The sequence below is a fragment of the Pseudomonas sp. R3-57 genome (assembly GCF_051132065.1).
Lineage (GTDB): Bacteria > Pseudomonadota > Gammaproteobacteria > Pseudomonadales > Pseudomonadaceae > Aquipseudomonas.
Genome location: NZ_CP071655.1, coordinates 3714727 through 3733241, shown reverse-complemented (window position 1 = coordinate 3733241; position 18515 = coordinate 3714727). Strand labels below are relative to the sequence as shown.

Genomic DNA, 18515 nt, shown 5'->3' with positions numbered 1-18515 from the left:
CCTTACTCCACAAACAAAGTGGCAGGTTGTTCGATCAGGCCGCGAATGGCCTGGATGAAGAGCGCCGCGTCCATGCCGTCGACCACGCGGTGATCGAACGAGCTGGAGAGGTTCATCATCTTGCGAATGACCACCTGGCCTTTGACGACCATAGGCCGTTCGACGATTTTGTTCACGCCGACGATCGCCACTTCCGGCAGGTTCAGTACCGGCGTACTGACGATGCCGCCCAGCGCACCGAGGCTGGTCAGGGTGATTGTCGAACCGGACAATTCATCGCGGCTGGCCTTGCCATTGCGCGCAGCGTTGGCCAGGCGCGAGATCTCTGCGGCGCTGTCCCACAGGCTGCGCGCTTCGGCGTGACGCACCACCGGGACCATCAGGCCGACATCGCTTTGCGTGGCGACGCCGACATGCACCGCGCCGAGGCGGGTGATGACTTGCGCTTCGTCATCGTAACGGGCGTTCATCTGCGGAAAGTCGCGCAGGGCCACGACCAGCGCACGAACGAGGAATGGCAACAAGGTCAACTTGCCACGGCTGGCGCCATGCTTTTCGTTCAGATGTGCACGCAGTTCTTCGATGGCGGTGACATCGATTTCCTCGACGTAACTGAAATGCGCGGCACGTTGAGTGGCGTCCTGCATGCGCTGGGCGATCTTGCGGCGCATGCCGATCACTTGAATCTGCTCTTCATCGTTGCGCTGGGCGTAGGCCGCAGCGACTGGCGCCGAGGCATTCGCCTGACCTTGCGCGAGATAGGCTTCGAGGTCTTCGTGCAGCACGCGACCGGCCGGGCCGCTGCCGCGCACCAGACGCAATTGAATGCCCAGATCCAGCGCATGTTTGCGCACCGCCGGTGAGGCCAGCGGACGCTCATCGGCCTCGCGGGCAACCATCGGGCCCTGGCATACCGCCGCAGGACGTGGGGCGGCGGTATGTTTGCTTTCCGCCACGGGTTCGGCTTTTGCTGGCGCAAGTGCTTCTTTTACCGGGGCTGGCGCGGATGATTCCTTGAGGTTGCCGGCGCCTTCCACTTCGATGCTGATCAGTACGCTACCGACCGCCATCACTTCCCCCGGCTGACCGCCAAGGGCAATCACCTTGCCATGCACCGGCGACGGAATATCGACCATCGCCTTGTCGGTCATCACGTCCGCCAGCACCTGATCTTCAACCACCAGATCGCCGACCTTGACGTGCCATTGCGACAGTTCCACCTCTGCGATGCCTTCGCCAATGTCCGGCATCTTGATAACGTGCGTGCCCATTCAGACCTCCATGACCCGTTTCAACGCCGCGCCCACTCGGGACGGCCCTGGGAAATACGCCCATTCCTGCGCGTGCGGGTAGGGGGTGTCCCAACCGGTGACGCGTTCGATCGGCGCTTCCAGGTGATGGAAGCAATGCTCTTGCACCAGCGCCACCAGTTCGGCGCCGAAACCGCAGGTGCGGGTGGCTTCGTGAACTACCACGCAACGGCCGGTTTTCTTCACCGATTTGACGATGGTGTCCAGGTCCAGCGGCCACAGGCTGCGCAGGTCGATGACTTCGGCATCGACACCGCTTTCTTCGGCCGCCACTTGCGACACGTAGACGGTGGTGCCGTAAGTCAGCACGGTCACGTCCTTGCCCGGACGGGTGATCGCGGCGACGTCCAGCGGCACGGTGTAGTAACCGTCCGGCACCTGCGCTTGCGGGTGTTTCGACCAAGGCGTTACCGGACGGTCGTGGTGGCCGTCGAACGGGCCGTTGTACAGGCGTTTCGGCTCGAGGAAGATCACCGGGTCATCGTTTTCGATGGAGGCGATCAGCAGGCCTTTGGCGTCGTACGGGTTGGACGGCATCACCGTGCGCAGGCCGCAGACCTGAGTGAACATCGCCTCGATGCTCTGGCTGTGAGTCTGGCCGCCATAGATGCCGCCGCCGCACGGCATGCGCAGGGTCATCGGCGCGGTGAACTCACCGGCCGAGCGATAACGCAGGCGCGCTGCTTCGGAAATGATCTGGTCGGAGGCCGGGTAGACGTAGTCGGCGAACTGGATTTCAGCGACCGGACGCAGACCGTAAGCACCCATGCCCACCGCCACACCGACAATGCCGCTTTCCGAGATCGGTGCGTCGAACACCCGCGAGGTGCCGTATTTGCTCTGCAGGCCTTCGGTGCAGCGGAACACGCCGCCGAAGTAGCCGACGTCCTGACCGAACACAACGACGTTGTCATCACGCTCAAGCATCACATCCATGGCCGAGCGCAGGGCCTGGATCATGGTCATGGTGGTCGTGGTCATGGCGGTTTCCAGCTGAATATTGTTATTGTGATCGTTCATCTCAGATCCCCAGCTGCTGACGCTGGCGCTTCAAGTGCTCCGGCATCTCTTTGTAGACGTCTTCGAACATGGTCGCGGCGCTTGGGATCTGGCCGCCGGCGAGGGTGCCGTACTGTTCGGCCTGTTTCTGCGCAGCAATCACTTCGGCTTCGAGTTCGGCGCTGACGGCGGCGTGCTCTTCGTCCGACCAGTGACCGACCTTGATCAGGTGCTGCTTCAGACGCGCAATCGGATCGCCGAGCGGGAAGTGGCTCCAGTCATCGGCCGGGCGGTATTTGGATGGATCGTCCGACGTCGAATGCGGGCCGGCGCGGTAGGTGACCCATTCGATCATCGTTGGGCCGAGGTTGCGTCGGGCACGTTCAGCGGCCCAGGCAGAAGCGGCGTAGACCGCGTAGAAGTCGTTGCCATCGACCCGCAGCGAGGCGATGCCGCAACCGACGCCGCGTCCGGCGAAGGTGGTCGCTTCACCACCGGCGATTGCCTGAAAGGTCGAAATTGCCCACTGGTTGTTGACCACGTTGAGGATCACCGGCGCGCGGTAGACGTGAGCGAAGGTGAGGGCAGTGTGGAAGTCCGATTCGGCGGTAGCGCCGTCACCGATCCATGCCGAGGCGATTTTGGTGTCGCCCTTGATCGCCGAGGCCATGCCCCAGCCCACGCCCTGAATGAACTGGGTGGCGAGGTTGCCTGAGATGGTAAAGAAACCGGCATCCTTGACCGAGTACATGATTGGCAACTGGCGACCCTTGAGCGGATCGCGCTCGTTGGACAGCAGTTGGCAGATCAGGTCGACCAGCGGCACGTCGCGGGCCATCAGAATGCTTTGCTGGCGATAGGTCGGGAAGCACATGTCATCGATGTTCAGCGCCAGCGCCTGAGCGCTGCCGATGGCTTCTTCACCGAGGCTCTGCATGTAGAACGACATCTTTTTCTGGCGCTGGGCGACCACCATGCGGTTGTCGTAGATACGCGTCTTGAGCATCGCGCGCATGCCTTTGCGCAGGATCTCGACCGGCACGTTTTCGGCCCACGGACCGAGGGCGTTGCCCTGGTCGTCGAGCACGCGAATCAGGCAACGCGCCAGGTCGGCGGTGTCGGCAGGTTCTACGTCGATGGGAGGTTTGCGCACCGTGCCTGCGTCGGTCAGATGCAGGTAGGAGAAATCGGTTTTGCAGCCTGGGCGGCCCGAGGGTTCAGGGACGTGCAGACGCAGCGGTTCATACGCTTGGGTCATGGCTTCTACGCTCGATCTTGTGAATTTCTTGTAGTGAGCTGGCAGTCATTCCTGGGTAGAAGAAATCTTGTCCTACAACAATCATAGGCGCGGCCAAGAAGAATATTTATCTGTGTTTCATTGCGCTGAAGATGATTTGCAGATAGAAATTCTGCATAAACATAAAAAACAGGTGGTTTTGTCTCATGCGCAAACTGGACCGTACCGACATCGGCATTCTCAACAGCCTTCAGGAGAACGCGCGCATCACCAACGCCGACCTAGCCCGCTCGGTGAATCTATCGCCGACGCCGTGCTTCAACCGGGTCAAGGCCATGGAGGAACTGGGGCTGATTCGCGAGCAGGTGACGCTGCTGGATGCCGACCTGCTGGGGCTGCACGTGAACGTGTTCATTCACGTCAGCCTGGAGAAGCAGGTGGAGGAGGCGCTGCAGCATTTCGAAGAGGCGATCTCTGATCGCCCCGAAGTGATGGAGTGCTACCTGATGGCCGGCGACCCGGACTACCTGATCCGGGTGCTGGTGCCGACGATCCAGTCGCTGGAGCGCTTCATGATGGATTTTCTGACCAAGGTGCCGGGGGTGGCGAATATCCGCTCAAGTTTTGCGCTGAAGCAGGTGCGCTATAAGACGGCGTTGCCGTTGCCTGCCAACGGCCTGACCCTCGGCGCCTGACCTGACCTGACCTGACCTGACCTGACCTGACCTGATCCACCCGACCCGACCCGACCCGCCGACGCCGATCGTTCCCACGCTCTGCGTGGGAATGCATCCCATGACGCTTGCGTCACTTCCTGAGGCGGAACGCGGAGCGTCCCTGGCGGCATTCCCACGCAGAGCGTGGGAACGATCAGACTTAAGGCGCCTGACTAGGGGTCAGAGTTTGTTGAGCGGAATCTTCAGGTACACCACGCCATTGTCTTCCGCCGCCGGCAGATTGCCCGCGCGGACGTTGACCTGAATCGCCGGCAGCAACAGCGTCGGCATGCCCAGGCCGGCATCGCGGCGGGTGCGCATCTCGACGAATGCCGCTTCGTCGATGCCGTCATGCACGTGGATATTGCTTTTGCGCTGCTCGCCGACCGTGGTCTGGCACTGCGCGGCGCGGCCTTCGGGCGGGTAGTCGTGGCAGACGTAGAGCTTCACACTGGCGGGGAAGGCCAGCAGCTTTTTGATCGACCCGAACAGCTGATGGGCATTGCCGCCGGGGAAGTCGCAGCGCGCCGTGCCGACATCCGGCATGAACAGTGTGTCGCCGACCAGAATCTGCTCGCCGTCGATCAGATAGGCCATGTCGGCCGGGGTGTGGCCGGGCACGTGCAGGGCGGTGGCTTTGAGATCGCCGATGCGAAATGACTCGTTCGGCGCGAACAGATGATCGAACTGCGAACCGTCGACCGAGAACTCCGGCTCCAGATTGAACAATGTCTTGAACACGTTCTGCACTTGGCTGATCGCGGCGCCGATGGCGATCTTCCCACCCAGCTTCTGCCGCAGATACGGCGCGGCGGAGAGGTGATCGGCGTGGGCGTGGGTTTCCAGCAGCCATTGCACTTGCAATCGATGCGTTTCGACAAAGGCAATGATCCTGTCTGCCTGCACGGTGCCGGTGCGTCCGGCGGCGCCGTCATAATCGAGCACCGGGTCGACGATCGCGCATTCGCCGCCGTCCGTTTCGTAGACCACATAGCTGTAGGTCGAGGAGGCGGGGTCGAGGAAAGCTTCAATCTGCGCGGGCATGGTCATCAACCTGAATCGGGGAAATGGGTTGCAACACTTTATCTAAAAACATAATGTTCGCAGCTTAAGTGACCTTGAAGGCCTCGTGCAAATGCAATCCAGTCTGACCGAATGTGAAGTCGCCCAACTGCGCGCCTCGGCCTCCAAGGCCTGCGCGCTGCTCAAGGCGTTGGCCAATGAGGATCGTCTGTTGATCCTGTGTCAACTGACCCAGGGCGAACGCAATGTCGGCGAACTGGAAACCATGACCGGCGTGCGCCAGCCGACGCTGTCCCAGCAATTGGGCATCCTGCGTGACGAGGGACTCGTCGCGACCCGTCGTGAAGGCAAGTACATTTTTTACGGCCTCGCCAGCCACGAAGTGATTCAGGTGATGAAGACCCTGTCCGGGCTTTATTGCGGAGCGGTGCTCAAAACCCTGGGCCATCAATAAATGCCAGCCATGACACGCCCCCTGTAGGAGTGAGCCTGCTCGCGATAGCGGTAGGTCAGCCAACACATTCCTTGACTGATACACCGCCATCGCGAGCAGGCTCACTCCTACAAGGGATTTGTGTGAAGGCCAGAAATCCTTGCGTGCAGCAAAAGGAACAAGCAATGAACGATCAACACTGGGGCCCATCCATCAGTGCCGATATTGTGGTCATCGGCGGCGGTTCGGCCGGTATTGCAGTTGTCGCCAGCCTGCTCAAGCGCGATCCGGCGCTGAACATCACCGTGATCGAGCCGAGCACCCATCACTATTACCAGCCGGCGTGGACACTGGTCGGCGGCGGCGCCTTTGATGTCAAGGACAGCGCCCGGCCGATGAACAATGTCATGCCCCGGCAAGCAACCTGGGTGCAGGCGGCAGTCACAGCAATCGACCCGGCGCAACGTCAACTCACGCTCAACGATCAGCGCACCGTCAGCTATCAGAACCTGATCGTCTGCCCCGGCCTGCGTCTGGCCTGGGAGAAAATCGAAGGCCTGCAGGACAGCCTTGGCCAGCACGGCGTGACCTCCAACTACAGCTATCAGCATGCGCAATACACCTGGGATCAGGTGCAAAAACTGCGTGGCGGCAAGGCGCTGTTCACCCAGCCGGCGATGCCGATCAAGTGCGCCGGCGCGCCGCAAAAGGCCTTGTACCTGTCCTGCGATCACTGGCGCAAACACGCGGTCCTGAACAACATCGATGTTGAATTCAACCTCGCCGGCGCGGCGCTGTTCGGCGTGGCGACGTTCGTCCCGCCGTTGATGAGATACATCGAAAAGTACAACGCGCAATTGGCCTTCAACTCCAATCTGGTGAAAGTCGACGGCCCGGCGCAGACCGCCTGGTTCGAGATCAAGGATGCCGAGGGCAACGTCAGCCGTGTGGCGAAAACCTTCGACTTGCTGCATGTCGTACCGCCGCAGGTTTCGCCGGACTTCATTGCGCACAGTGCGCTGGCCGACGCGGCTGGCTGGTGCGAAGTCGACCCGCACAGCCTGCAACATCCGCGCTTTGCCGAGGTGTTCGCCTTGGGCGACATTTGCGGCACCAGCAACGCGAAAACCGCCGCGGCGGTGCGCAAGCAAGTCGTGGTGGTCGCGCAGAATCTGTTGGCCGCACGCCAGCAGCAACCGCTACCGCTGAAGTACGACGGCTACGGTTCCTGCCCGCTGACGGTGGAGAAGGGCAAGGTGATTCTGGCCGAGTTCGGCTATGGCGGAAAACTGCTGCCGACCTTTGCGCTGGACCCGACCGTCGCACGCCGTTCGGCGTGGTGGCTGAAGGCGACGCTGCTGCCGTGGTTCTACTGGAACGGCATGCTCAAGGGCCGCGAATGGCTGACCAGCCTGTCCAGGGTCGACTGAGAAAACCTTATGTGGCTGGCAAGTGTGTTTGGCGTGGTGATGGGCCTGGTGCTCGGTTTGACTGGCGCTGGCGGCGGGATCCTCGCGGTGCCGGCGCTGGTTTTGGGGCTCGGCTGGAGCATGACGCAAGCGGCGCCGGTGGCGCTGTTTGCGGTGGGCAGCGCGGCGGCGGTCGGCGCTGTCGACGGTTTGCGCCATGGCCTGGTGCGCTATCGCGCCGCGTTGCTGATTGCGGCATTAGGCGCGGTGTTTTCGCCACTGGGGATCTATTTCGCGCATCAGTTGCCGGAGAAGGTGCTGATGATTCTGTTCAGCCTGCTAATGGTCATGGTTGCCTGGCGGATGTTCAGAAAAGACCGTCAGCAAGCCGGGCCGAGCGATCATGGCCACGCCAGTTGGGGCCAGAAAAACTGCATGCTCAATGAGCAGACCGGGCGTTTCGACTGGACCGCCAAATGCACCGCGACCCTGGCCGCGCTGGGCGCAGTCACGGGCGTGGTCTCGGGCTTGCTGGGGGTCGGTGGCGGCTTTCTGATCGTGCCGGCGTTCAAGCAACTGACCGACGTGCAGATGCGCGGCATCGTCGCTACGTCTTTGATGGTGATCAGTCTGATTTCGGCGATGGGTGTGATCGGCGCGTTTCACGCCGGAGTGCGAATCGACAGCCAGGGCGCGGCGTTCATTGTCGCCAGCGTGGTCGGCATGATCATCGGCCGCAAACTTTGTGCGCGGGTGCCGGCGCGGGCCTTGCAGGTCGGGTTTGCCAGTGTCTGTGTCGTGGTGGCGGGGTACATGTTGCTGCGGGCCTGAGGTGAAACCATCGCAGCCCGGCCCGGGCTGCGATGGGTCAGCGGTTTACAACACCAGGTGCGGCAGCCACAGGGAAATGGCCGGCACGTAGGTCACCAGCAGCAGCACCAGGAACAGCACACCGTAGAACGGCAGCAGCGCTTTCACGGTGCTTTCGATGCTGACTTTGCCGATCGCCGAACCGACGAACAGCACGGCTCCCACGGGCGGTGTTATCAGTCCGATCCCCAGGTTGACCAGCATGATCATGCCGAACTGCACCGGGTCGACACCGATTCCCAGAATCACCGGCATCAGGATCGGCGTGAGGATCAGGATCAGCGGCGCCATGTCCATCACTGTGCCGAGCAACAGCAGCATGACGTTGATGCACATCAGGATCACGTAACGGTTGTCCGACAGGGTCAGGAACATCGTGGTGATCTTCGCCGGGATCTGCATCAGGGTCATGATGTAGCCGAAGCTGGCGGCGAAACCGATCAGGATCATCACGATCGAAATCGTCCGCACGGTGCGGTGCATCAGTTTCGGCAGCTCGCTCCATTTGTAGTCGCGGTAGATGAACATGGTCACGAAGAACGACCACAGCACGGCGATGGCCGCCGATTCGGTGGCGGTGAAAATGCCCGAGAGGATGCCGCCAAGGATGATCACCATGGCCATCATGCCCCACATTGCTTCGCCGACGATTTTCAACGCCTGGCGCATCGGGATCACTTCACCCTTGGGGTAGTTGCGCTTTTTCGCGAAGATCAGGCACAGCACCATCAGGCACGCGCTCATCATCAGACCCGGAACGATGCCGGCCATGAACAGCGAGGCAATCGACACCGTACCGCCGGCGGCCAGCGAGTAGAGCACCGAGTTATGGCTTGGCGGGGTCAGCAGGGCTTGCACCGAACCGCTGACGGTTACAGCGGTGGAGAAGTCGCGCGGATAGCCCTTGCGTTCCATTTCCGGAATCAGCACCGAACCCACCGAGGCGGTATCCGCTACCGAGGAGCCGGAGATCGCGCCGAAGAACGTCGAAGCGACGATGTTGACCAGCGACAGGCCTCCGCGCACGAAACCCACCAGCACCCCGGCACACGCCACAAGGCGCCGCGACATGCCGCCCTCGGCCATGATCGCCCCGGCCAGGACGAAGAACGGAATCGCCAGCAGGGAGAATTTGTTCACCCCCGAGGCGACCTGGATCATCACCGCCTGGAACGGGATGTCGATCCACCACGCACCTATCAGCGCCGCAGCGCCCAGCGCATAGGCGACCGGCATGCCGATCAGGATCAATACGATAAAACTGCCCAGCAGAATCAGAGCGTCCATTAAGCGGTACCTTCACTTTCTTCAACCAGGTCGAACTGCACGACCCGACGTTTGCTCTGGTCACCGAGCAAGAGTTTTTCCAGCACGAAAATCAGCGTCAGCAAGCCGCCCACGGGAATCGGCAGGTAGGTCACGCCAACCCTCAGGTCGGGCAGGGCGGCCATGAACTGGTTCCAGGTGGACATGCACAACTTGGCGCCCCAGATCGTCATGAAAATGCAGATCGCCGCCATCAGCAGTTGGGAGAAAATCGCCGCTGCGGATTTCATCTGCGGCGGCATGCGGTCGGTGAGCATGGCCACGGCCATGTGCGCACCGGCGCGGTAACTGGCGGCGGCGCCGATGAAGGTGAACACCATCATCAGCAGGATCGCCGTAGGCTCCGGCCAGCTCGAACCGGTACCGAGCACATAGCGGGCGAATACGCCCCAGGGGATCATCAGGGAGATTGCCAGGACAGACAGGCCGGCGACCCAGATGCACGTCATGTAGATCTTGTCGTTGATACGCAGCAGCAGATTCTTCATCGGGTTCCACCGTAACCGGGCGCGCCTTGAACAGCAGGCGCGCCGGGCCTTTTTTCAGGAGTATAGAGCGGGGGCGTTACTGAACGGCTTCGATTTTCTTGATCAGGTCAGCGTATTTCGCGCCGTACTTCTCGCGTACCGGAGCGGTGGCGTCGTAGAAGGGTTTCTTGTCGACGGTGATGAACTCGACGCCGGCGGCCTTGAGTTTTTCTTCGCTGGCAGCGGACTTCTTGTCCCACAACACGCGTTCTTCAGCCTGGGCAGCCTTGGCGGCTTTCTTGACCAGGGTCTGCTGATCCGGGGTGAGTTTCTCCCAGGTGATTTTCGACATCACGATCGGCTCTGGCAGGATCAGGTGACCGGTCAGGCTGTAGAACTTGGCGTTCTGGAAGTGGTTATGTTCGAGCAGGGTTGGCGGGTTGTTTTCCGCGCCGTCGATCACGCCGGTCTGCAGGGCGCTGAAGATTTCGCCGGTGTCCATGGCGATGCCGTTGCCGCCCATGGCGTTCATCATGTCGATGAACATCGGGTTGCCCTGTACGCGGATTTTCATGCCCTTGAGGTCTTCGAGCTTGCGCACCGGTTTTTTGGTGTAGATGTTGCGCGTGCCGCCGTCCATCCAGGCCAGGGCCACCAGGCCGAATTCGGAGTTGGTGATCTTGTCGAGGATCTCGTCGCCCACCGGACCGTCGATGACGTTACGCATGTGTTGATGGTCGCGGAAGATGAACGGCATGTTGAACACGTTCACGTCCGGCACCACCGGGCCGACGATCCCCAGGCTGACGCGCGACAGCTGGACCGCGCCGACCTGCATCTGCTCGATGACTTCCTTTTCCGAACCCAGCACACCGCCCGGGAAGTACTGGAAAGTCAGCTCGCCGTTGGTTTCCTTTTCAAGTGTTTTGCCCATGCTCTTTTCGGCCGCCACGGTTGGGTAGCCGTCGGGGTGGATGTCAGCGAATTTCAGTTTCATGTCCGCCTGAGCGGCACCGGCGAAGGTGAACATCAGCGGGAGTGCAGCGGCGAGCAAGGTGCGTTTGAAATTCATGGGGGTGAGTCTCCAGTCTTGTTATTTTTGTGTTCAAGGCGCAGCGGTGCAGCAGAGGGTTTAAAGCAAATCGTTGAACAGCGGTTCGGCGAGGCCTTTGACGCCGGGCTTCAGGGCGAACACGCCACCGGCCAGGGATTGCGGATCGTGGTCGTCACCGGGGCGAATCGAAGCGACAAACAGGGTGCTCATGTCGCTGCCGCCGAAGGCACACATGGTCGGTTTCTTCACCGGCACTTCCAGTGAAAAATCCAGACGACCGTCCGGGGCGAAACGGTGAATCAGTCCGGCGTCGTTGGCGCAAATCCAGTAGCACCCTTCGGCATCCACGGCGGCGCCATCGGGGCGGCCGGGGAAGTGGTTCATGTCGACAAACACCCGGCGATTCGACGGCGTGCCGGTCTCGGTGTCGTAATCGAACGCCCAGATCAGTTGCACGTCGGGATGCGAATCCGACAGGTACATGATCTTGCCGTCCGGGCTGAAACCGAGGCCGTTGGGCACGATGAAACCGTCGAGTTGCGCTTCGATCACCCCGGACTGCCCGGCGCCGTAGCGATAGAGCCGGCCTTCAGGCGCATTCAGGCCCATGTTCAGCACCATGCTGCCGGCCCAGAAACGCCCCTGACGGTCGCAGCGACCATCGTTGAGGCGCATGTCCGCGCGGCTGTGTTCGACACTGGCGAGCAATTCGCTGTCGAGGCTGCCGTCGCTGTGCGAGTGCAGGCGAAAGAAACCGCTTTCCATGCCGGCCACCCAGCCACCACTGCGGTGGCGGCTGATGCAGGCGAGCATTTCTGGCGCTTTCCACGACGCCACGTGCCCGCTGTCGGCGCTCCAGCGTTGCAGCCCGCCGTTGGGAATGTCCACCCAGTACAGGGCGTTTTCCTCGGCGACCCAGACCGGGCTTTCGCCCACAGCGTTGCGCGCATCGACGATCAATTCGGCTTGCATACTGATTACCTCGTGTCGTGGTCGCGGGGATCAGTCGCCGAACGGGCCGGCCGCCACAAAGGCGCCGCCCTGGTAGATTCGCGCCGGGTCGTCGGCTGCTGGCATCGGTTGTGCTTCGACCTTGTCGCGGAACACTTCCGAGCTGTCCTTGGCTTCATAACCGAGGTGGCTGGCGTAGCGGTTGTCCCACCACAAGTCTTTGTTGTCGGACATGCCGTAGACCACGGTGTGACCGACGTTCGGCGTGTATAGCGAACGCTCGAGCAGTTGCGTGAGGTCGTCGAAGCTCAGCCAGGTGTGCATCATCCGGCGGTTCTGCGGTTCCGGGAACGAAGAACCGATGCGGATGCTGACGGTTTCGATGCCGTAGCGATCGAAGTAGAAACTGGCCATGTCTTCGCCGTAGGACTTGGACAGACCGTAGTAGCCATCAGGGCGGCGCGGGGAGCTGGCGTCGAGCTTTTCGTCCTGCTTGTAGAAGCCAATGACATGGTTGGAGCTGGCGAAGATCACCCGCTTCACACCATGCTTGCGGGCGGCCTCGTAGATATGAAACACGCCGCTGATGTTGGCGCCGAGGATTTCTTCGAACGGGCGCTCGACCGAGACACCGCCGAAATGCAGGATCGCGTCGACCCCATCGACCAGTTGATGCACGGCCTGTTTGTCGGCCAGATCGCAGAGTACGACTTCTTCGTGATCATCGACGGCCGGGGCGAGGGCGGCGATATCGGACAAACGCAGCACATTGGCGTAAGGACGCAGGCGTTCGCGCAAGACTTTGCCCAGGCCACCGGCAGCGCCGGTCAGCAGCAGGCGATTGAATGGAGCGCGCGGAGTAGAGGTAGACGTCATGGCAATCCCTGAACACATTGTTATTAGGTTTGTTGTAGGTTGTCGTATGACTGCGCTGAAGTATCGGTAGGGTTCCGGGAACTTGTCAACGCGACTTTTGGTGTAGATGACGGAAGGGCCGAATCATTTTTCTGAACCCCTGATACCCGCCTTGCAATGCAATCCCCTTGTGGGAGCGAGCCTGCTCGCGAAGGCGGTGTGTCAGAGTTCATTTCTGCCGAATCTGCCGTCGCCATCGCTGGCAAGCCAGCTCCCACAATAATCCGAGCCGGCTCCAACCTTTCTATTCGCCACAAGACCCTGTGGGAGCTGGCTTGCCAGCGATGGGGCCCGCTTGAGCAATAAAAATCACTCCCGCTTACTTCAAGCTTTCGCGAGCAGGCCCGCTCCCACAGTGGAGGTGCGTGAACGTGTCAACCGTTACAACAACGAAATCGGGTAGCTGATGAAAATCCGGTTCTCGTCAAATTCGTTGGTGCTGAAGTCGCGGCGGATGGTCGCGTTGCGCCATTTAACGTTGAGGCTTTTCAGCGGGCCGCTCTGCACGGTGTAGGCCAGTTCCGATTCGCGGCCCCATTCCTTGCCGTCGTTGGTGCTGGCGGTGTGCACGTTATCGCCGCTGATGTAGCGGTTCATCAGGGTCAGACCGGGGATGCCGAGGGCGACGAAGTTGTAGTCGTGACGCAGCTGCCAGGAGCGTTCCTTGGCGTTGTCATAACTGGCGTTGTAGCTGTCGTTGGCGAGGGTACCGCCGCTGGTGCCGTTGACCCGCATCCAGGCATCGTCACCGGTGAGTTTCTGCAGGCCGACGTAGAAGGTGTTGCCACCGTATTTGGCCGAGAGCATGGCAAACGCGGTCTTGTTGTCGAGATCGCCGGCCTGAGCGCTGCCGTCTTCCTTGCCGGTGAAGAAACCGAGGTTGGCGCCCAGGGTCCAGTCGCCGAGCGGCTGGCTGTGGCTGAGGTTGAAATATTGCTGCTGATAGATATCGGTCAGCTCGGCGTACCACACGCCGACCATGGTGCGCTTGTCGTTGAAGGTGTACTCGCCGCCGCCGAAGTTGAAGCGATCGGAAGTGAAGGCGCCGCGGCCGTTCATCGACATGTCTTCCATGCTCGCATCGTTGCGCGGGCTGTTACCGCGAAACTGGCCACCGTAGACGGTCAAGCCATTGATCTCGGTGGACGTGATCTGCCCGCCGCGGAAGGTTTGCGGCAGCGAACGACCGTCGTCGGAACGCAGGATCGGCAACACCGGCATCCATTCGCCGACTTTCAATTCGGTCTTCGACACCTTGGCTTTCAGCGCAACGCCGAGGCGACCGAAGTTGTCCGCCGGGCGCCCGTCATCGTGGATCGGCAACAGTTGCGTGCCGCCGGTGCCTTTGCCGCCATCGAGCTTTTGCGAATACAGCCCGAGCACGTCGAGGCCGAAGCCGACGGTGCCCTGGGTGAAACCGGATTTGGCATCGAGAATGAAGCTCTGCGTCCACTCTTCAGCCTTGCCCTGCGGGTTGGCCGGGTTGACGAAGTTGCGGTTGAAATAGGCATTGCGCAGGTTCAGCGTGGCTTTGCTGTCATCGAGAAAGCCTTCGGCATCGGCGCTCATTGGCAGGGCGAGGGCCAGACTGCTGCAGCCGATCAGGCTGAGGGTCGAACGCGGTTTGAAATTGGAAACAGGTGAAGGGCGGACGGAATTGCGGGCGAGTGTGCTCACTGTGACGCTCCCAGATTCGCTTGTTGTTTTTATTATTTGTCATACGTCGTCGTACAACATCGATGCGGATATTTCCCATATTTTCGGGGATTGTCAACAGCAAGTTATACGATGACTCGGGGTTGGCAGGAACGACACCCTGTAGAAGTCTGTCGTAATTTCGAATCAGGCATAAACCCCTGTGGGAGCTGGCTTGCCAGCGAGAGCGATTTGTCAGCTGCCGCAAAGGCTGGAGTTGCCGGCCTCATCGCTGGCAAGCCAGCTCCCACAGGGTTTTGTTCCGCCTACGGATAAGTGTATTACCCGTTGAATTGCGGCAAACTTCCTTCACTCCCAGCACCAGGCCGATCCATGGATAAATACGCCCCGCGCCAATGGCAGCCGCACGAGAAGCCCAGCCTGCCCGGTTCGCCCTCGACACCGTTGCACTCCAACCGCAAGCGCCTGGCCTATGCGTTGGTCGGTGTGCTGGTGGCGGTGACCGGCGGTTTGGGTAATTCGCTGGTGGTTGCCAACCTGATTTATCTGCAAGGCTCGCTTGGCGCGACCACGGCGGAAATGGCCTGGTTGCCAGCGGCCTTCGTGATGACCAACGTGTCGATGAACCTGCTGCTGGTGAAGTTTCGTCAGCAGTTCGGCTTGCGTGCGTTCACCGAGGTGTTTCTGGTGCTGTATGCACTGGTGACCTTTGGGCATCTGTTCGTCAACGACCTGAATTCGGCGATAGCGGTGCGCGCGGCGCACGGCATGGTCGGCGCGGCGCTGAGTTCGCTGGGCCTGTATTACATGGTTCAGGCGTTCCCGGCGAAGTGGCGGCTGAAGGCGCTGGTGCTCGGCCTCGGCACCTCGCAACTGGCGCTGCCACTGGCACGGCTGTTCTCTGAAGACCTGTTGCAGATTGCCGAGTGGCGCGGTTTGTACCTGTTCGAACTGGGCATGGCGCTGCTGTCGCTGGGCTGCGTATTGCTGCTCAAGTTGCCGCCGGGTGACCGCTTCAAGACCTTCGAAAAACTCGACTTCCTGACCTTCGCCATTCTCGCCACCGGCGTCGGCCTGCTCTGTGCGGTGTTGTCATTGGGACGCATCGACTGGTGGCTGGAAGCCGACTGGATCGGCATCGCCCTGACGGCGTCAATCGCGCTGATCATCATGGGCCTGGCCATCGAGCACAACCGCAGCAACCCGTTGCTGATGACGCGCTGGCTGGGCAGCGGAACGATGATCCGCCTGGCGCTCGCGGTGACCCTGATTCGCATGGTGACCTCGGAACAATCCACCGGCGCAGTCGGGTTCATGCAGAACCTGAACATGGGCTATGAGCAACTGCACAGTCTGTACGTGGTGATGCTGATCGGCAGCATCGCCGGGCTGGCAACCAGCGCATTGACCATCGACCCGAAACACTTGCTGATGCCGCTGATCATCTCCCTGGCGCTGATGGCCACGGGGTCGGTGATGGACAGTTTTTCCAGCAACATCACGCGCCCGCAAAACATGTATTTCAGCCAGTTCCTGCTGGCGTTCGGCAGTACGTTCTTTCTCGGCCCGACCATGGTCTTCGGCACGCGCAACGTGCTGACCAATCCGCGCAATCTGGTGAGCTTTTCCGTGCTGTTCGGGATCTGCAACAACCTCGGCGGGCTGCTCGGCGCGGCGTTGCTCGGGACCTTTCAGATCGTGCGCGAGAAGTACCATTCCAGCCACATCGTCGAGCAATTGGTGATGTCCGATCCGCTGGTGGCGGCGCGCGTGCAAAGTGGCGGGGCGGCCTACGGCGGATTTTTCGCCGACCCCGGCCTGCGCAACCTGGTCGGCATCCGCAGCCTCGCCAATGCGGCGACACGCGAAGCGAACGTGCTGGCCTATAACGATGTCTTCATGCTGATCGCGGTCATTGCGGTACTGACCATGATCTGGCTTTCGATTCGCGCGTTGTGGCTGATGAGCACCACCAAAGCCATCGAACCGACGCCTTCCGTACCAACAAGCGGTGCCACTTCTTCATGACCGAACCGACCACCACAACTACCAACGCCATTGCCGCCACGCCTGAAGGGCAGACGCCGCCGTCATCGCCAAACACCGCGCCGCGCTCGCTGCGCGTACGCATCATTTCGTCACTGGGCTTTGCCGCGATTGCCATCGTCGGCGTGCTGATCGTGCTGTACGCCTGGCAATTGCCGCCGTTCAGCAGCGCGGTCGAAACCACCGAGAACGCATTGATTCGCGGGCAGGTGACGATCATCGGGCCACAGCTCAGCGGTTATGTGTTCGAAGTGCCGGTGCAGGATTTTCAATACGTGAAGGCCGGCGATCTGCTGGTGCGTCTGGATGACCGGATCTACCAGCAGCGCCTCGATCAGGCGCTGGCGCAACTGGCGGTGCAGCGCGCGGCGCTGGCCAACGTGGTGCAGCAACGCAACAGCGCCGAGGCGACAATCAAGCTGCGTCAGGCGGTGCTCGCCGACAGTGAAGCGCAGTTGCGCAAGAGTGAGGCGGATCTGCGCCGCAACAAGGATCTGGTCAGCGACGGCTCGGTGTCCAAGCGCGAATTCGACGTGACCCTCGCTGCCAATGCGCAAAGCACCGCGTCCGTGGCGCAAGCCAAGGCCAACCTGGAAATCGCCCGCCAGGACCTGCAAACCGTGATCGTCAATCGCGGCTCACTGGAGGCCGCCGTTGCCAGCGCGGAAGCAGCAGTGCAACTGGCGCGGATCGACCTGTCGAACACGCGCATCGTCGCCCCGCGCGACGGCCAGCTCGGGCAGATCGGCGTGCGCCTCGGCGCTTACGTCAACTCCGGGGCACAGTTGATGGCGCTGGTGCCGGAGCAGAAATGGGTGATCGCCAACATGAAGGAAACCCAGATGGACAACGTTCGCGTCGGGCAACCGGTGCGCTTCACTGTCGATGCGTTGAACCACCGCAAGTTCACCGGGCATGTGCAGCATATTTCGCCGGGCACCGGTTCCGAATTCGCCTTGCTGCAGGCCGACAACGCCACCGGCAACTTCGTCAAGATCGCCCAGCGCGTGCCGGTGCGGATCACCATCGATCCGGATCAGCAGGAAGAGGAGCGGTTGCGGCCGGGTATGTCGGTGGTGGTCAGCATTGATACCGCGGCGGGCGACACACAACCGCATTGATGCACACATTTTCCAATGTAGGCCTTCGCCTGCTCGCGATTGCGGTGTGTCAGTCGCCCTGTTTGTCACTGACACACCGCAATCGCGAGCAGGCGAAGGCCTACAAGGGATGGTGTGGGGCGCGGGTTTTCCATCAGTTGCAAGCGAATGCTAGTCTTGGCCAACGCTGTCGTCAGGGAGCCCACATGGGCAATCACAAGATCGAAATTCGCCGCAGTAACGTCGAGAAAATCCTGCTGGCGGCGGAAAAAGTCTTCGCCGAAAAAGGCTTCGGCAGCACCGCCATGGCCGATATCGCCGCCGAGGTGCAACTGCCGCGTTCCAATCTGCATTACTACTTTTCGACCAAAAGCGAGCTGTACAGCGCGGTGCTGTTCGACCTGCTCGAAGTGTGGAAGCAGGACGCGCTGTGCTTCGAAATGTTCGACGACCCGCGCGTTGTGCTCAGCAGTTACATCCGTGCCAAGATGAACCACTCGCGCAGCCGCCCGTACGGCTCGAAAGTCTGGGCCAACGAAATCATCCATGGCGCGCCGACGCTGGGCGAGGCGCTGGATGCCAGCCTGTATGACTGGGCGAAAATGAAGGAAGCGAAGATTCGCCAGTGGGTCGAAGACAAGCGGATTCTGCCGGTGGAACCGTCGAGCCTGCTGTACATGATCTGGGCCTCGACCCAGCACTATGCCGACTTCGATCATCAGGTGAATATCCTGAACGAGCATCAGCCGCTGTCGGACATGCAGTTCGAGCGGGCGGTGCAGACGGTGACGAGTGTGATCTTGCGCGGGATCGGGCTGGAGCCTTGAGGCCTTCGGTGAAGCCACCGACGTCATCGCTAGCAGGCTAGCTCCCACAGGGGATCGTATTTCAACTGTGGGAGCTAGCCCTGCTAGCGATTGCGGTGGTTGCGTGATCGTTCCCACGCAGAGCGTGGGAACGATCGGTAACAGGTCGGCGCAATTTTGCAGCATCCCCCAATCAG

At 61.1% G+C, this 18515-nt stretch carries 17 protein-coding genes; 7 read left to right on the top strand and 10 right to left on the bottom strand.

All coding sequences use genetic code 11. The annotated features are described in order from the left end of the window. Positions 1-2 precede the first annotated feature (2 nt). Genes J3P93_RS16655 through J3P93_RS16645 form a run of 3 tightly spaced genes read right to left on the bottom strand, consistent with a single transcriptional unit; the run spans position 3 to position 3567 of the window. A complete protein-coding gene (locus J3P93_RS16655) occupies positions 3-1271 on the bottom strand; it encodes a dihydrolipoamide acetyltransferase family protein (RefSeq protein WP_434589729.1) in 1269 nt (422 codons plus the stop codon). Next, positions 1272-2330 (bottom strand): alpha-ketoacid dehydrogenase subunit beta, encoded by a 1059-nt coding sequence (locus tag J3P93_RS16650; protein WP_434589727.1) that lies wholly within the window; start codon positions 2328-2330, stop codon positions 1272-1274. 1 nt (position 2331) lies between these two features. Then, a complete protein-coding gene (locus J3P93_RS16645; RefSeq protein WP_434589724.1) occupies positions 2332-3567 on the bottom strand; it encodes a 3-methyl-2-oxobutanoate dehydrogenase (2-methylpropanoyl-transferring) subunit alpha in 1236 nt (411 codons plus the stop codon). Between the two features lie 185 nt (positions 3568-3752). Here J3P93_RS16645 and bkdR point away from each other — a divergent pair, with 185 nt between their 5' ends. Then, positions 3753-4241, top strand: a complete 489-nt coding sequence (bkdR, locus tag J3P93_RS16640; RefSeq protein ID WP_025111414.1) for a Bkd operon transcriptional regulator BkdR — start codon at positions 3753-3755, stop codon at positions 4239-4241. 201 nt (positions 4242-4442) lie between these two features. Here bkdR and J3P93_RS16635 read toward each other — a convergent pair whose 3' ends face one another. Then, positions 4443-5306: an MBL fold metallo-hydrolase gene (locus J3P93_RS16635; protein WP_434589720.1), complete on the bottom strand. Its 864-nt coding sequence runs from the start codon at positions 5304-5306 to the stop codon at positions 4443-4445. Positions 5307-5397: 91 nt separating this feature from the next. On the opposite strand from J3P93_RS16635, the gene J3P93_RS16630 reads away from it, so the two are divergent. The 3 genes from J3P93_RS16630 to J3P93_RS16620 all read left to right on the top strand — a co-directional run bounded on the left by J3P93_RS16630 (position 5398) and on the right by J3P93_RS16620 (position 7958). Next, the gene (locus J3P93_RS16630) at positions 5398-5739 is read left to right on the top strand and encodes an ArsR/SmtB family transcription factor (RefSeq protein WP_093102455.1); all 342 of its coding nucleotides are present in this window, start codon (positions 5398-5400) and stop codon (positions 5737-5739) included. A gap of 164 nt (positions 5740-5903) precedes the next feature. Continuing rightward, positions 5904-7148 carry an FAD-dependent oxidoreductase gene (locus tag J3P93_RS16625; RefSeq protein ID WP_434589716.1) on the top strand — a complete coding sequence of 415 codons (1245 nt, stop codon included), beginning with the start codon at positions 5904-5906 and terminating at the stop codon, positions 7146-7148. Between the two features lie 9 nt (positions 7149-7157). After that, the gene (locus J3P93_RS16620; protein ID WP_434589713.1) at positions 7158-7958 is read left to right on the top strand and encodes a sulfite exporter TauE/SafE family protein; all 801 of its coding nucleotides are present in this window, start codon (positions 7158-7160) and stop codon (positions 7956-7958) included. Between the two features lie 45 nt (positions 7959-8003). On the opposite strand, the gene J3P93_RS16615 is transcribed toward J3P93_RS16620, so the two are convergent. The 6 genes from J3P93_RS16615 to J3P93_RS16590 all read right to left on the bottom strand — a co-directional run bounded on the left by J3P93_RS16615 (position 8004) and on the right by J3P93_RS16590 (position 14387). Next, positions 8004-9284, bottom strand: a complete 1281-nt coding sequence (locus J3P93_RS16615) for a TRAP transporter large permease (RefSeq protein WP_434589710.1) — start codon at positions 9282-9284, stop codon at positions 8004-8006. Beyond that, positions 9284-9811 (bottom strand): TRAP transporter small permease, encoded by a 528-nt coding sequence (locus tag J3P93_RS16610; protein ID WP_203421659.1) that lies wholly within the window; start codon positions 9809-9811, stop codon positions 9284-9286. Before J3P93_RS16610 ends, J3P93_RS16615 begins: the two co-directional genes overlap by 1 nt. Positions 9812-9887: 76 nt before the next feature. Further along, positions 9888-10862, bottom strand: a complete 975-nt coding sequence (locus J3P93_RS16605) for a TRAP transporter substrate-binding protein (protein WP_203421660.1) — start codon at positions 10860-10862, stop codon at positions 9888-9890. A gap of 60 nt (positions 10863-10922) precedes the next feature. Beyond that, positions 10923-11816, bottom strand: coding sequence for an SMP-30/gluconolactonase/LRE family protein (locus J3P93_RS16600; protein ID WP_434589707.1), 894 nt, complete (start codon positions 11814-11816; stop codon positions 10923-10925). A 30-nt stretch (positions 11817-11846) separates the two neighbouring features. Next, the gene (locus J3P93_RS16595; protein ID WP_434589704.1) at positions 11847-12671 is read right to left on the bottom strand and encodes an NAD-dependent epimerase/dehydratase family protein; all 825 of its coding nucleotides are present in this window, start codon (positions 12669-12671) and stop codon (positions 11847-11849) included. Positions 12672-13091: 420 nt separating this feature from the next. After that, complete coding sequence (locus J3P93_RS16590; RefSeq protein WP_434589701.1) at positions 13092-14387, bottom strand: OprD family porin; 1296 nt, start codon at positions 14385-14387, stop codon at positions 13092-13094. A 351-nt stretch (positions 14388-14738) separates the two neighbouring features. Between J3P93_RS16590 and J3P93_RS16585 the strand changes: the two genes are divergently transcribed. From J3P93_RS16585 to J3P93_RS16575, 3 genes are all read left to right on the top strand, one after another. Continuing rightward, entirely contained in the window at positions 14739-16394 is a 1656-nt protein-coding gene (locus J3P93_RS16585; RefSeq protein WP_434589698.1) for an MFS transporter, read from the top strand. After that, positions 16391-17533 carry an HlyD family secretion protein gene (locus J3P93_RS16580; RefSeq protein WP_434589696.1) on the top strand — a complete coding sequence of 381 codons (1143 nt, stop codon included), beginning with the start codon at positions 16391-16393 and terminating at the stop codon, positions 17531-17533. Before J3P93_RS16585 ends, J3P93_RS16580 begins: the two co-directional genes overlap by 4 nt. A gap of 185 nt (positions 17534-17718) precedes the next feature. Beyond that, positions 17719-18339, top strand: coding sequence for a TetR/AcrR family transcriptional regulator (locus J3P93_RS16575; RefSeq protein WP_090282838.1), 621 nt, complete (start codon positions 17719-17721; stop codon positions 18337-18339). Positions 18340-18515: the final 176 nt, after the last annotated feature.